The organism is Methyloligella solikamskensis, from assembly GCF_042676065.1.
Classification (GTDB): Bacteria; Pseudomonadota; Alphaproteobacteria; order Rhizobiales; family Methyloligellaceae; genus Methyloligella; species Methyloligella solikamskensis.
The window spans coordinates 1,365,450-1,379,533 of sequence record NZ_JBHTJO010000001.1 but is presented as its reverse complement, the minus strand read 5'-3'; the positions used below and the strand labels follow the sequence as shown (position 1 = coordinate 1,379,533).

10 protein-coding genes are annotated in these 14,084 nt (G+C 64.8%); 1 reads left to right on the top strand and 9 read right to left on the bottom strand.

Features of this window, described 5'->3' with window-relative positions; all coding sequences use genetic code 11:
* Positions 1-33: 33 nt before the first annotated feature.
* Positions 34-2,331 carry a sensor histidine kinase gene (locus ACFQ2F_RS06730; RefSeq protein WP_379087573.1) on the top strand — a complete coding sequence of 766 codons (2,298 nt, stop codon included), beginning with the start codon at positions 34-36 and terminating at the stop codon, positions 2,329-2,331.
* A gap of 19 nt (positions 2,332-2,350) precedes the next feature.
* Here ACFQ2F_RS06730 and ACFQ2F_RS06725 read toward each other — a convergent pair whose 3' ends face one another.
* The 9 genes from ACFQ2F_RS06725 to ACFQ2F_RS06685 form a co-directional block, all read right to left on the bottom strand.
* Positions 2,351-5,284: a bifunctional [glutamine synthetase] adenylyltransferase/[glutamine synthetase]-adenylyl-L-tyrosine phosphorylase gene (locus tag ACFQ2F_RS06725; protein WP_379087570.1), complete on the bottom strand. Its 2,934-nt coding sequence runs from the start codon at positions 5,282-5,284 to the stop codon at positions 2,351-2,353.
* Positions 5,281-6,771 carry a sensor histidine kinase gene (locus ACFQ2F_RS06720; RefSeq protein ID WP_379087567.1) on the bottom strand — a complete coding sequence of 497 codons (1,491 nt, stop codon included), beginning with the start codon at positions 6,769-6,771 and terminating at the stop codon, positions 5,281-5,283. The genes ACFQ2F_RS06725 and ACFQ2F_RS06720 overlap by 4 nt, the downstream gene beginning before the upstream one ends.
* A complete protein-coding gene (locus tag ACFQ2F_RS06715; RefSeq protein WP_379087564.1) occupies positions 6,755-7,435 on the bottom strand; it encodes a response regulator transcription factor in 681 nt (226 codons plus the stop codon). The genes ACFQ2F_RS06720 and ACFQ2F_RS06715 overlap by 17 nt, the downstream gene beginning before the upstream one ends.
* A gap of 125 nt (positions 7,436-7,560) precedes the next feature.
* A complete protein-coding gene (locus tag ACFQ2F_RS06710; protein WP_379087561.1) occupies positions 7,561-9,114 on the bottom strand; it encodes a Do family serine endopeptidase in 1,554 nt (517 codons plus the stop codon).
* 198 nt (positions 9,115-9,312) lie between these two features.
* Complete coding sequence (locus ACFQ2F_RS06705; RefSeq protein ID WP_379090622.1) at positions 9,313-9,771, bottom strand: cytochrome c-type biogenesis protein; 459 nt, start codon at positions 9,769-9,771, stop codon at positions 9,313-9,315.
* A gap of 19 nt (positions 9,772-9,790) precedes the next feature.
* Entirely contained in the window at positions 9,791-11,776 is a 1,986-nt protein-coding gene (locus ACFQ2F_RS06700; protein ID WP_379087558.1) for a heme lyase CcmF/NrfE family subunit, read from the bottom strand.
* A gap of 4 nt (positions 11,777-11,780) precedes the next feature.
* Positions 11,781-12,254, bottom strand: a complete 474-nt coding sequence (ccmE, locus tag ACFQ2F_RS06695) for a cytochrome c maturation protein CcmE (protein ID WP_379087555.1) — start codon at positions 12,252-12,254, stop codon at positions 11,781-11,783.
* A gap of 40 nt (positions 12,255-12,294) precedes the next feature.
* The gene (gene ccmI, locus ACFQ2F_RS06690) at positions 12,295-13,449 is read right to left on the bottom strand and encodes a c-type cytochrome biogenesis protein CcmI (RefSeq protein ID WP_379087552.1); all 1,155 of its coding nucleotides are present in this window, start codon (positions 13,447-13,449) and stop codon (positions 12,295-12,297) included.
* 123 nt (positions 13,450-13,572) lie between these two features.
* A complete protein-coding gene (locus tag ACFQ2F_RS06685) occupies positions 13,573-14,031 on the bottom strand; it encodes an RT0821/Lpp0805 family surface protein (RefSeq protein WP_379087549.1) in 459 nt (152 codons plus the stop codon).
* Positions 14,032-14,084: the final 53 nt, after the last annotated feature.

Sequence of the window (14,084 nt, the reverse complement as noted above, 5' to 3'; positions counted from 1 at the left end):
TTCCATTGTGGAAAGAGAAGATTGGGGGACCGAATGTCGCGGGCGCGATCCGCGCGTGAGGATGCGTACGCGCTCGCGGAGCCGCTACTCAAAGCGATCCGCGATGCTCTTCCGCGTCAACTTCTCTCTGCCGAATTTCTTCGCAGAAGCGCCCCCTATCTCACCGCCATTTTCGTCATTCTCGCCGGCATCGGCGCGGCCTTCCAAATGGGTGACGGCCGCGAAGCCGCGCTCCAATCCGCAAAGCAAACGCTCCAGCTCTATGCCGATCTGACCGCGGAGAACCTAAAGGGCGAGACGCCCAAGACGGACGATGCCTGGCAGGCCTCTCTGGCGAGCGCGCTGCAGACCGGCGCGACCCTGAATGACCGCCACGTGGTGCTCGCCGATGAGACCGGGAAGATTCGCGGCGAGGCGCCGCTGGAGCCGGGCGGTCCGGAAGACATTCTCTCCTATATCGGATCTGGCCAGCCCATCACGACCTTCGGCGCAACCGCCGGCGTCATGGAGCTCACCCTGACGGACGGCACTGAAGCCATCGCCACGATCCGCAATCTCGCTCGGCCCAAAGCCCAGCTCCTGGCCTTTCAGCCCATCGAAACAGCACTTGCCCCTTGGTCCGCGAACCGGAATGTCGAGATCACCATCCTGCTTTGCGGCGGGCTGCTGCTACTGCTTCTCAGCGGCGCGCTTCTTCTGCCCCGCCGCGCGGCCGCTGAGGAAGAGCCGGACGTTCTCGTCGAGGAACTCGGCGCGCGACTGCCGGGCTGCGGCCTGTGGCGCTGGAACCTCGAAAGCGGCGACGTGCATTGGTCGCCCGCAATGTACGAGATGCTCGGCCTGAAACCGTCTTCCCATCCCCTGCCCGCCCAGGTCTTCGCCCACGCGGTGCACCCTGGCGACAACTTCCATCAGCGGATCGGCGCCCTGATGGAGAACGGCGAGACCGCCATCGACGAGACTCTTCGCCTGCGTCATCGCGACGGCAGCTGGGTCGAGGTCGCCCTTCGCGGCCATCTCACCGAAGACCGCGACACCGGGGACGCCCAGCTCACCGCCTTCGCCATGCGGAGCAAGGAAAGCGCCGTGAAAGAGGCGGCCGAAGCCAATGCCCGCCTGCGCGACGCAATCGAGACCATCTCCGAGGCCTTTGTCCTGTGGGACGACCGGAACCGCCTCGTCATGTGCAACAGCAAGTACAAGCAGTTCCATGGCCTGCCCGACGATGTCCTGAACAAGGGCACGCCCTACGAGACCGTCATCGGCGCCGCCTGCGAGCCCGTGGTCCGCAAGCGCATCACCGTGGACCGCCAGCAGAACGGCAGCCGCACCTACGAAGCCCAGCTCGAAGACGGACGCTGGCTGCATATCAACGAAGGCCGCACCCGCGACGGCGGCTATGTCAGCATCGGCACCGACATCACTCAGCTGAAGCGAAATGAGCAGCTACTCGCCGACAAGGAATCGCGCTTACGCTCCAGCGTCGCCGAGCTGCATCTGTCCCGCCGAGAGCTGGAGCAGCAGAAGCAGCGCCTAGTCGATCTCGCGGAGAAATATGCGCTTGAGAAGAACCGCGCCGAAGCCGCCAACCGGGCCAAGTCGGAGTTCCTCGCCAATATCAGCCACGAGCTGCGCACGCCGCTGAATGCGGTGATTGGTTTTTCGGAGGTCATGCAGAGCGAGCTGTTCGGCCCCCTCGGCCACGCCAAATATCATGAGTACGCCCAGGACATTTTTGAGAGCGGCAGCTTCCTCCTGGATGTGATCAACGACATTCTCGACATGTCGAAGATTGAGGCCGGCCGGCTCGTCCTGGAGACGGAACGTGTCGACCTGGTGGATCTCGTCGGCGAGAGCATGAAGGTGGTCTCCAAGGCAGCCGAGGCCCGCGGGCTTACCCTGAACCGCCACGGGCCGGAGACCTTCTTCATCAAGGCCGACCGCCGCGCCGTGAAGCAGGTCTTCCTCAACCTGCTTTCCAATGCGGTGAAGTTCAGCCGCGAGGGCGGGCTTGTCGATGTGCGCCTGGCCCAGCATCGCGGCGAAGCCCGCATCACCATTCAGGACACTGGCATCGGGATCGCCGAAGAAGATATCTCGAAGCTCGGCCGCCCCTTCGAGCAGGTCGAGAACCAGCTCTCCAAGAGCCATCAAGGAAGCGGGCTCGGCCTCGCCATCTCCCGGGCTCTCGTGGAGCTGCATGGCGGCAATCTGGAGATCAAGAGCCGCGCCGGCGAAGGTACTCAGGTGATTTTCACCCTGCCCTTGCGCAGCCAGCAGCCGAGCCTTCCACTCGAAAAACCCGACAGTCGGCAGAACGCCTCAGCCTGACCAGCGCCGTCGGCAGCCTTCAGACCACCAGCCGGTCGAAGGCGCGATGGACTTCGGCCAGCGTCCCCCGCAGCTGCACCTCGACATTTCTGAAATCGCCCAACTCGGCAGCCCGCGCGATCAGCTCTTTCAGGGCTTGCGGCGCCTCGTCGGGACGGAAGCCCTCATCGACGCAAAGCCGGAGCACCTGGGTGAGGTTGTGATAGAGTCGGCAAGCGGGGATCAGGATCTCGGCATCCGCAGCGGAGAGCACGCCCGCCTCCTGCAAGTTCTGCAGCGCCCGCTCGGTCGTCTGATCCAACACTTGCGGATGTTCGTCCGCGCTGACCAGCTGCAGGAACTGGGTGATGAACTCCAGATCGACCAGCCCGCCGCGCACCTGCTTGATGTCCCAGATATCCTCGGTGCCCTTCTGCGCTTCAATCTTCTCGCGCATGGTGCGGACGTCTTCCGCCACGGCAGCTCGGTCCTTGGAGCTTTTCAGCACGTTCTCGATGGCCTCATCGATCTCGCGTGCGAGAGACTCAGGACCCGCCACCACGCGAGCGCGGGTGAGCGCCATGCGCTCCCAGGTCCAGGCCGAGCTGTGCTGATAATCCTTGAAGCTGGAGAGCTTGGTCGCCACCGGCCCCTGATGGCCCGACGGCCGGAGCCGCATGTCGACCTCGTAGAGCGCGCCTTCCGCGGTGGGCGCTGAGAGGGCCGCGATCAGACGCTGGGTCAGCCGGGTATAATACTCGCTGCCCGAGAGACTCTTCGCCCCGTCGGAGCCGCCCGCATCGCTTTCGAAATCGTAGACCACGATGAGATCGAGATCCGACGAGGCGGTCATCTCGCTTCCGCCGAGCTTGCCCATGGCGAGCACATCGGCGCGTCCGCTCGGGATCCGGCCGTATCGCTCGGCAAGCTCGTCCTCCACCCGCTTCAGGAGAGACTCGATCAGCGCCTCCGCCAGCGCGGCGTAGATGCTGCCGGCCTGGGCCGCCGTGATGGTGCCGGACAGAACCCGCACGCCGATTAGGAAGGCCTGCTCCCGGCCGACGATCCGCGCCCGGTCGAGCATGTCGGCGTAATCGGTTGACTGGCCAAGCGCGTTCTCGATCAGCTCCTTGAAGATCGTCTTGGTCGGCATGGCGCCGAAGAAGCCGGGATCGAGCACCGCATCGAGCAGGCGCGGCCGGCGCGCGATGATCCGCGCCAGACGCGGCGCCGTGCCGAGAATATCCGCCATCAACCGCAAGAGACTTGGGTTGCGCGAGAAAGCCGAGAACAGCTGCAGGCCCGCCGGCAGATCCGAGAGGACCTGATCGAAGGTCGCGAGAGCCCGATCCGGCTCGGCAGTACGTCCCAGGGTGCGGAGCAGCAACGGCAGGAACTCGGTCATCCGCTCCTGAGCCTGGCTGCTGCGCGTCGCGACGTAGCGGCCCGAATGCCAGGCCCGCAGCACGGCCACCGCCTCGCGCGGATTCTTGAAGCCGTATTCCTCCAGCGTGGCGAGGGTGTCCGGATCGTCTTCGTCACCTCGGAACACGAAGGCCGGCTCCTCGCCGCCCGTACCCGGCATGGTCTCGAACAGGGCTTCATAGTGGTATTCGACGCGCTTGAAATTCTCCAGAAGCGCCGCGGCGAAGACATCCGGATCGTCGAAGCCGCAAAGGGCCGCGACGTTGCGGAAGGCCCCTTCGTCCTTCGGCAGCTCATGGGTCTGCTGATCGTCGATCATCTGCAGCACGTTCTCCACGCGCCGCAGGAAGTAGTAGACCTCGGTGAGATCGGCCGCGACCTCGGGCCGGATCCATTCCCCATCGGCGAGATGCTTCAACGTGTCGATGGTGCCCCGGCTGCGAAGGTCCGGGTTGCGGCCGCCAGCGATGAGCTGATGGGTCTGGACGAAGAACTCGATATCCCGGATGCCGCCGCGGCCGAGCTTCACGTTGTGGCCCAGCACGGCGACCGTGCCGTGCCCCTTATGGGCATGCACCTTCCGCTTCATGGCGCGGATATCGGCGATCGCCGCATAGTCGAGATAGCGCCGCCAGACGAAAGGCGAGATCTGGCGCAGGAAGTCGGCGCCTGCCTCGAAATCGCCGGCCACGATGCGGGCCTTGATCAGCGCCGCGCGCTCCCAGTTTTGCCCCAGGCTTTCGTAATAGTTCAGCGCTGCTTCGGCCGAGAGCGCGATCTGGGTGGCGCCGGGATCGGGGCGGAGCCGCAGATCCGTGCGGAAGACATAGCCGTCTTCCGTGTATTCCTGGAGCAGCTTCACGAGATCGCGGGTGATCTTCACGAAGAACTTGGACGGCTCGACACCTTCCGTCAGCCCGGACCGGGCCTTGTCGTAGAAAACGATGAGATCGATGTCGCTGGAGTAGTTGAGCTCGAACGAGCCGAGCTTGCCCATGGCGATGACGAAATAGCCGGCGCCGGGCATGGGCGCATCCACCTCGCCCTTCTCGATGGCCCGGCGGAACAGGAAGCGCACCGCCTGCTGCACCACCTCGTCGGCCACCATGCTGAGCTTGCGCAAGACGTCACGGGTCCGCCAGACGCCGCCGAGATCACCCAAGCCGATCAGCAGCGACGTGGCGCGCTTGTAGCAGCGCAAGGCATGCATCGCCGATTTCATGTCGGCGCAGTCGCCGATCTCGGTCACGAGCCGGGTGGAGAATTCGGAGAAGGCATCGTCCGGATCGGAGGTCACGATCTCGGCAAAGGTCTTCGGATCGCGCCGTGCCAGACCCGCGAGATAAGGGGAGCCGGAGAACGCGCCAGCGGCGAGCTTGCGGACAGTGTCGTTCTCCGCAAGTAGCTTCGCTGCCGAGGCGAGCTCTTGGTCGCCGTCCAGCGCCTTTTCCAGGGTCTCGATCTGATCGGCCGCCCGCGCCTCGTCGATGACGATCGGCGTGCGGGTAATCCGGTCGGCGAACGCGCTCACTTCCGCAGAACCGTTCACGAGCCGCCCGTGATCCCAGGAGCCTCGACCGCGCCGTCCATGGGCAGCGTCAGCACAGCCTTCAGACCCGGACCGTTATCGCCAAGCTTGAGATCCCCGCCATGCAGGCGCGCCACCGCCGCGACCAGGCTCAGGCCCAGCCCGCTGCCGGGCGCAGACCGGCTAGCCTCAAGCCGGACAAACCGCTCCAGCACGCGCTCGCGGTCCGCTTCCGGGATACCAGGCCCGCGGTCGCTCACGACGATCTCGGCCATCTCCATTCCTTTTCCTCCGGCGCTATGGGCTGCGCCGTTCGAATTCATCTTCTGCCCGCCGCCTGTCCGATGAGCCTCGATCAGGATATCGGGCGCCTGGTCCGATCCGCCGTTCGCCTCGTCGGGCCGGCCATGCTTGATGGCGTTGTCGACCAGATTGGCAAGCGCCTGACCCAGAAGCTGACGGTCCCCAAGGATCGGCAGCGGATCTTCCGCATCCGCCCTTAGCACGAGGCCACGCTCTTCTGCCACTGGCTCATACAACTCTGCCACATCGGCGATCAGGGCCGCGGCGTCCAGACTCTCCCAGCGTCCGGTGCCTGCACCCGCCTCCATCCGCGCGATGGAAAGCAGCGCATTGAAGGTCTTGATGAGGTCGTCCGCTTCTTCGATCGTCTTCTCCAGCGTCTCCCGGTAGCCGAGATCGTTTTGCGGATCGTGCAGCGCCCGCTCCACCCGATTGCGCAGCCGGGTCAGCGGGGTCTTCAGATCGTGAGCGATATTGTCGGAAACCTCGCGCAGACCCGCCATGAGCTGCTCGATGCGCGCCAGCATCTGGTTGAGGCTTTCCGACAGCCGGTCGAGCTCGTCGCCGGAGCGATTGCGCGGGATGCGCCCCGACAGATCGCCGGCCATGATGCTCCGGCTGGTGTCGGTGATGGCATCGATGCGGGCGAGCAGATTGCGGCTGACCAGCAGACCGCCGCCGATGCCGATCAGCGCCATTAGCCCGAGCCCCCACAGCATCGCCGAGCGCGTGACCCGAGAGAGCACCCGCCGATCCTCGATATCGCGCCCGACCAGGAGCTGCGTGCCGCCGGTAAGGTGAAACACATTGGCGAAGGCGAGCCGCCGCTCCATGCCTCCTTGGGCAGGCCGCTGGTAGGCGAACTCCACCGGTCCTGTCTCTTTCAGGAGGTCCGGCGAGATGGAGCCGAGATTGCCGGCGATCCGATGCCCCTGCCTGTCGGCGACGTAGTAGAGGCTGTTGCCCGGGGTCTCGCTGCGCTTGGCGATGGTGCGCACGAGCTGCCGCAAACCGCCCGAGCGATACTGCGCCGCCAGCCCGCTCAGCTCCGTCTGAATGCTCTCATCCAGCTGGCGGGAGAGCAGGATATTGATGTTCCAGTAGATGTAGCCGATGGCCAGAGACGCAGCGAGGCCGAACACCGCCAGATAAAGCAGCGAGAGGCGGAAGGCGGTCGTCCGGAAAAGTTTACTGGGCGCTGTCACGGATCGTATAGCCGGCGCCGCGGACGGTGTGCAGGAGGGGCTTGTCGAAGCTCTTGTCGATTTTGGAACGCAGCCGCGAGATGTGGACGTCGATCACATTGGTCTGCGGATCGAAGTGATAATCCCAGACATTCTCCAGGAGCATGGTGCGGGTCACCACCTGGCCCGCATGCTTCATGAGATATTCCAGCAGCCGGAACTCCCGCGGCTGGAGGAGGATCGGTTCGCCGGCGCGGGCCACCTTGTGGGTGAGACGGTCCAGGGTAAGATCGCCCACCTGGAGCTTGGTGCTCGCCTCGTCTGGTGAGGTCCGCCTGGCCAACACTTCGATGCGGGCGAGAAGCTCCGAGAATGCGTAGGGCTTGGTGAGATAGTCGTCGCCGCCGGCGCGTAAGCCTTTGACCCGCTCGTCCACGCCGTCCAGCGCGCTCAGGATCAGCGCCGGTGTATGCACGTCGTCGGCCCTCAGCATTCCGATCACGGTGAGCCCATCACATTTGGGCAGCATGCGGTCGACGATGAGGATGTCGTAGGCGTTGGCCTTGGCGAGCTCCAGGCCGGTCTGGCCGTCCGCGGCGTGCTCGGCCATGTGGCCGGATTCTTTCAGCGCCCGCTGAAGGAACGTCGCGGTCTCCTGGTCGTCCTCGATCACCAGAACACGCATCTTAGGAAATCTCCCGGTCTGCTCCTGAACCGACGCTAGCTGCGGTGGAGCCTACGCGGCAAATGAAAGGGGGGCGGCGCGGTTGGGGGGTGGGGGAAGGCCGCGCCGCCCTCCGGCGTCGAGCGTTAGGCCTGGTTCTTAAGTGCCAGGGCCACGAAGCTCATGCGATCGCCGGATTTCACACGGAAGATCACGTTGACCTTCTCCTTGCCCTTGTTCTTGGGCTTGGACATGGTCTCGCGGATACCTTCCGAAATGTCCTTGGCACTGGTGACGTCCTTGCCACCGACCTGGAGGATCACGTCGCCGACCGAGAGACCTTTCTCGGCGGCGTCGCTGTCGGGCGCGATCTCGGTGATCACGACGCCCTCCTCACCGGCACCAGGCACGCTGGCAGCCGGCGCGATCGAAAGACCGAGGTCCTTCATCTCTTCGCCGTTGCTGTCCTCTTCCGGCGTCTCATCGCCGCGAAGCTTCGCGAGCTGCTTGCCGGAGGGGAACTTACCGAGGGTCACGTCGACCTCGCGCTCATCGCCATAGCGGTTGACCGAAAGGGTCACATCCGTGTCGGGCTCGAGCTCGGCGATCTTACGGGCGAGATCGCGGGAATCCTCGACCTCTTCGCCGTTGACCGCGACGATCACGTCACCGGCCTCAATGCCTTCCGCAGCGGCCGGACCGTCCTCGGAAACCTTCGAGACGAGCGCGCCCTTGGCCTCATCCAGGCCAACGCCATCGGCAAGATCGTCCGTGACGTTCTGGATGACGACACCGAGCCAGCCGCGATCGACGGAGCCGGAGGTCTTCAGCTGACCGACGACCTCTTTCACCAGCGCGGCTGGAACGGCGAATGCGATGCCCACATTGCCGCCCGACGGCGAGAAGATCGCCGTGTTCATGCCGACGACCTTGCCGTCGAGGGTAAAGGACGGACCGCCGGAATTGCCGCGGTTCACCGCCGCGTCGATCTGCAGATAGTCGTACGGGCCGGAGCCGATATCGCGGTTATGGGCGGAGATGATGCCCGCCGTCACCGTGCCGCCGAGGCCGAACGGATTGCCGACCGCCAGCACCCACTCGCCGACTTCCGGATCCTTGTCGGAGAACTCGACGTAAGGCAGCTCGTCGCCTTCGACCTTCAGCAGGGCGACATCGGTGCGCGGGTCGTTGCCCACCAGCTCCGCCTTGTACTGCTCGCCGTCTTCCATGGTGACGGTGATCTCGTCGGCTTCCTCGACAACGTGGTTGTTTGTGACGAGATAGCCATCGGGCGAGATGAAGAAGCCGGACCCTTGCGCCTGCATCGGGTGACGGTCCGGCATGCCCTTCGGCCCCTGGCCGAAGCGCTTGAAGAACTCATAGAACGGGCTGTCCTTCGGGATATCGGGCATGCCCGGAATATCGAACTCGCCTTCCCCGCCGTTCGTGTTGCCCTTCACGTTGATGCTGACCACCGCGGGGCTCACCTTCTTCACCAGATCGGAGAAGTTGGGCGCCGATGACGTCACCGGTGGCGAAGTCGGAACGGGCTCAGCGGATGCGAAAGGCACGCTGTCGGCCATGGAGAAGCCGAGCGCGCCGGCGCCGATCAGCGCCACGGCAAACATTGCCGGGCGGCCGAAGAACCGGCTCTTGCGCGGACTCTCCGGCGCAGTTGAGCGAGTGTCGTTGGATTGCATGTGAACCTCTTGTCAGATGTCTGTCAGTGAAGCCTGGCGTTGGGAGGAGCAAGACTACTGGCAGCCGATATAGAGGTTCGCGGCTTACGACGCCGTTTCGGGAGGATTAAATTTACGTAAGGTAGGGAGGAGGCGAGGCCGGGACCGGCCGCCCGAAGGAGAGGTAAAGAGGCAGGAAAAGCAGTGTGCGGACCCGCCTTAAGTCTGGTCCAGCATCTTGTTCAGACGGCGCTTTTCGGCCGCCGAAAGCGGCTTGGCCTCGGGCACCGCGGCGCGCCTGCGGAAGAGCATCACAACGATGATGAGACCGATGATCAGTAGGATCGGCGTGGCCAGCCACAGCAGCAGCGTGTGGGGTGCCCAGACCGGCGTCAGCAGCACGAACTCCCCATAGCGCGCCACCACGTAATCCATGATCTCTTCGTCGGTCTTGCCGGCCTTGAGCTGGTCGCGGACCAGCACCCGCAAGTCCTTGGCGAGCGGGGCGTTGGAATCGTCGATGGACTGATTCTGGCAGACCAGGCAGCGCAGATTCGCCGAAATGTCCCGTGCCCGCTGCTCAAGCGCCGGATCGTCCAGCACCTCGTCGGGCTGCACCGCGAAGGCCGGCGCAACACTCGTCAGGCCGACGAGAAGCGCGAGCAGCGTCGCAAGCAGATGACGATGGAGACCGGCCCTATTTGGCATCGGCGAGCTTTCCTTGCGGCGCGGCAGCACGCTTCGGCGCCCCCACCCGCAAGCGCCGGTCGAAGAGGGAGAGGGCTCCCCCTAGGAACATGACCACGGCGCCGATCCAGATCAGCCGCACCAGCGGATTGAAATAGACGCGAATGCTGTAGGCGCCATCCTCCAGCGGATCGCCAAGCACCGCGTAGAGGTCGCCGCCCCAGGCATTGTAGATCGCCGCTTCCGTGGTGGCCGAGCCTTCGATGGTGAATTGCCGCTTCGTCGGGTGTAGCTCGGTGACCTCGCTGTCGCCCCTGAACACCTGGAAGCTCGCAAGCTGCTCGTCGTAATTCGGGCCCGCCCGTTCCGAGACGCCTTCGAAGACCAGCCGGTAGCCGGCGATCTCCGTGGCCTCTCCGGGCTTCATGGCGGTGATGTCTTCCACGCGCCACGCGGACGTCGCCACGATGCCGATCACCGACAGGCCGACGCCCGCATGAGCCAAGGTAGTGCCGAAGCTGGAGCGCGGCAGATTGATGAAGCGCCGCCAGCTCTCCGCGGCCGAGACCTTGAACAGCTTGGCGCGGAAGGCGAGCTCAGATACGGCACCGGCAATCAGCCAGATGCCAAGCCCAATGCCGAGCGGTGCCAGCCACGGGCCCCTGCCCTGAATGGCAAACACAATGACGACGGTCGCAAGCGCGACGATGGCCGCGACCATCAGCCGTTGGGCAACCGCATAAAGATCGCCCCGCTTCCACGCCAGGAACGGCCCGACGGGCACGGCGATCAGGAGCGGCAGGATAAGCGGCACGAAGGTGTAGTTGAAGAAGGGCGGGCCGACCGAGATTTTCTCGTTGGTCACCGATTCCAACGCCAGCGGATAGAGCGTGCCGACGAACACGGCGGCGCACGCCGTCACCAGGATCAGGTTGTTGAAGACCAGCGCCCCTTCCCGGCTGATAGGCGCGAAGATGCCGCCCTGGCGCAGCAGCGGCGCGCGCCAGGCAAACAGGGCCAGCGCCCCGCCGATGAACACGGCCATGATGCCCAGGATGAAGACGCCTCGGGCCGGGTCGACGGCAAAGGCATGCACCGAGGTGAGCACGCCAGAGCGCACCAGGAAGGTGCCGACCAGGCTCAGGGAGAAGGTGATGATGGCGAGCAGGATGGTCCAGATCTTGAGGGCGTCGCGCTTCTCCATCACCAGCGCCGAATGGAGCAGCGCCGTGCCGGAAAGCCAGGGCATGAATGAGGCGTTCTCCACCGGATCCCAGAACCAAAACCCGCCCCAGCCGAGCTCGTAATAGGCCCACCAGGAGCCGAGCGCGATGCCGATGGTGAGGCACATCCAGGCCGCGAGCGTCCAGGGGCGCACCCAACGCGCCCAGGCCGCATCGATCCGCCCGTCGATCAGCGCGGCGATGGCGAAGGAGAACGCCATGGAGAAGCCGACATAGCCCGCGTAGAGGAAGGGCGGGTGGATGGCGAGCGCGGGATCCTGCAGCACGGGATTGAATCCCTGCCCCTCGAAGGGCGCCGGATCGAGCCGCACGAACGGGTTCGACGTGGTCACGATGAACAGCAGGAAGGCCACGCTGATCGCGCCCTGCACCGAAAGCACATTGGCCTGGAGGCTGCGCGGCAGGTTTCGGCCGTAGGTCGCGACACCTGCCCCGAACAGCGCCAGGATCAGCACCCACAGCACCATGGAGCCTTCATGGTTCCCCCACACGCCGGAGATCTTGTAGAGCAGCGGCTTCGCCGAGCTGGAGTTCTCGTAGACGTTCAGGATGGAGAAGTCAGACGTCACATAGGCGGTCATCAGCGCCATGAAGGCGAGCGCCACCAGAAGGAATTGCGCCTGGGCGGCCGGCACCGCCACCGCCATGAGCTGCGGGTCGTTGCGGCGCGCGCCATAAAGCGGCAGCACCATCTGAATGATGGCGATCGCCAGCGCCAGAATGAGCGCGAAATGGCCGGTCTCGGCAATCATGGGATCAGTTGACCTTGCTGGGCTCTGCTTCTCGGGACGCCTGCTCCGGTCCTTCCCAGAGCCCCTGCTCCTTCAGCTTCGCCGCGACTTCCGGCGGCATGTAGTTCTCGTCATGCTTGGCGAGAACCTTGTCGGCCTGGAACACGCCGTCGGCCCCGAGCATGCCTTCCGCCACAACGCCCTGCCCTTCGCGGAAGAGATCGGGCAGCACGCCCGTATAGGTCACCGGCAGATCCTTGGCCTTGTCGGTTATGACGAAGCGCACGGTCGTTCCGCGATTGCGCACCACGCTGCCATCCTCCACCAGCCCGCCGAGGCGAAAGCGCTGACCCGGCGACAGCTCCTTCGCCATCACTTCGCTCGGGCTATAGAAGAAGACGATGGAATCGCTGAGCGCGAACAGCACCAGCCCGACCGCGACGGCCAGTACGGCCATGCAGCCGCCGATGAGCACACTCCTGCGCTGCTTGCGGGTCATCGAACGTTCAACCCTTGTCCCAGTTTCTCGATCTCAACGCTCAGGAACTTATACCAAGTTCACTGGCCAATGAATTAAGTCGCTGTAATGCGGAAGGTTGGTCGCTGAACTGCGCCTTGGCCTTGGCCAGCGCCGTACGCGCCTCGTCCTTCTTGTCCAAAACCACATAGGACCGGACGAGCTGCAGCCAACCGTCCAAATCGTCGCCGTTCTGCTCCAGCCGGTCGGCGAGCTTGGCGACCATACCCTCGACCATCTGCTTGCGTTGCTCCGGCGACATGTTCCTTGCCGCCGCCATATCGCCCGCATCGGGCCCGCGCTGCCCTTGCGCCATGGGAGACCGAGGCGATGTCTGAGGCGGCGCGGTGCCGTCGCTCTTGGCCTGGGCCGCGGCGATCCTCTGAGCCACCAGCGGCGCCCAGCGCTCGTCGTCCTTCACGAGCTTTTCCAGCTCGCGCCAGCGGGCCAGCGCCGCGGAATAATCGCCGGCCTGCTCTTCGCTATAGGCCAGCAGGATACGCGGCTTCACCAGCGTCGGATCCTCCGCCACCGCACGTTCCAGAATTTCACGGGATTGAGCGTTCACCGTCCCGTCATTGGCGAACACCATCGCCTCGCCATAGCCAGCCAGCAGATCCGGGCGCGGCCCCAACAGACTGATGGCCTTCCGATAGGCATCCATCGCCTGATCGAAACGGCGGACGCTGACATAGACCGGCGCGATCACTGCCCAGCCCTGACCGTCATCGGGATTCGCTTTGAGCCTGGCTTGGACCCGCGCGATCATCTCGCCGACATTGCGCTCGTCCACCGGCTTCTGGAGCCGCACGAGAAGCGGCTGGTCCGGCAGCTCAGGCGAGCCGTAGCTGAGATAGAATCCGAGGACGATAAGAGGCAGGGCAACCGCCACGGCAACGGCGATGAAGATGGGCGCGCCCTTCCGGGGCTCCCCCGCTTCACGCTGCGCTTCGGCCGTGGCCAACAGCCGCCGCTCGATCTCGAGCCGCGCAGCTTTCGCCTCGGATTCGCCGATGAGCCCACGCTCCAGATCGCTGTCGATCTCTTTCAGCTGATCACGATAGACCTGCGCATTGGCAGCATCGCGCCCGGCCTCCTCACCCGCGCCGCTGAACAGCGGACGCAACAGGGCAAGCAGCACCGCTGCCGTCAAACACAGGAAAATAATCCACAACATGAGGAGCTTAGACCTCAGCTCGAAATTTGAGGCCTAGCCATAGGGAAAGCCGCGAGGAAGGGCAAGCGCCGCCGAGCCGCAGGACGGGTGACGGCGCATGCCGATATCGTTGGTCAGGCTGACTTAGCCGACCGTACGCCAAGTGCCGTCGGGCTGGCGGCACGCCGTGCCGCGGGAGACCTCAGGCCGTCCATCGATATAGATGGTGTGGGTGAACGGCCGGCACCGGCTGCCGCCGCGATCGTAGTAGTTCCCCGCCTCAACCTGGCCGCGATAATTGGAATTCGGATTGTCCCAGGCCACGGGCCGTCCCGGCTGGCCGTATTCGAGAGCCCGGTACTCCGCTGCTGCCGCCATCTGGCGGTCGCGCGCGTCCATATTGGCACCGATCGTGTTGCCGATGATGCCGCCGGCCACCGCGCCGACTGCCGTCGCAGCCACACGTCCGCCGCCGCTACCAAACTGATTGCCGATCAGGCCGCCGGCCGCGGCACCGATCAAGGTGCCCGTATCCTGCTTGCTCGCGCACGCGCCGAGCGTCAGCGGCATCGCCAAAACCAAAATGAGCGCCAAAATCCGCATGGATCGCCCCCTTCCCAACCGTTACAGCCCCTCAGGAACACGCCGTCTTGAAG

Coding starts and splice junctions, on each gene's coding strand:
- ACFQ2F_RS06710 (WP_379087561.1), bottom strand. CDS start 9,114: ATGCAATCCAACGACACTCGCTCAACTGCGCCGGAGAGTCCGCGCAAG.
- ACFQ2F_RS06715 (WP_379087564.1), bottom strand. CDS start 7,435: ATGCGTGTTCTGGTGATCGAGGACGACCAGGAGACCGCGACGTTCCTT.
- ACFQ2F_RS06730 (WP_379087573.1), top strand. CDS start 34: ATGTCGCGGGCGCGATCCGCGCGTGAGGATGCGTACGCGCTCGCGGAG.
- ACFQ2F_RS06700 (WP_379087558.1), bottom strand. CDS start 11,776: ATGATTGCCGAGACCGGCCATTTCGCGCTCATTCTGGCGCTGGCGATC.
- ccmE (WP_379087555.1), bottom strand. CDS start 12,254: ATGACCCGCAAGCAGCGCAGGAGTGTGCTCATCGGCGGCTGCATGGCC.
- ccmI (WP_379087552.1), bottom strand. CDS start 13,449: ATGTTGTGGATTATTTTCCTGTGTTTGACGGCAGCGGTGCTGCTTGCC.
- ACFQ2F_RS06685 (WP_379087549.1), bottom strand. CDS start 14,031: ATGCGGATTTTGGCGCTCATTTTGGTTTTGGCGATGCCGCTGACGCTC.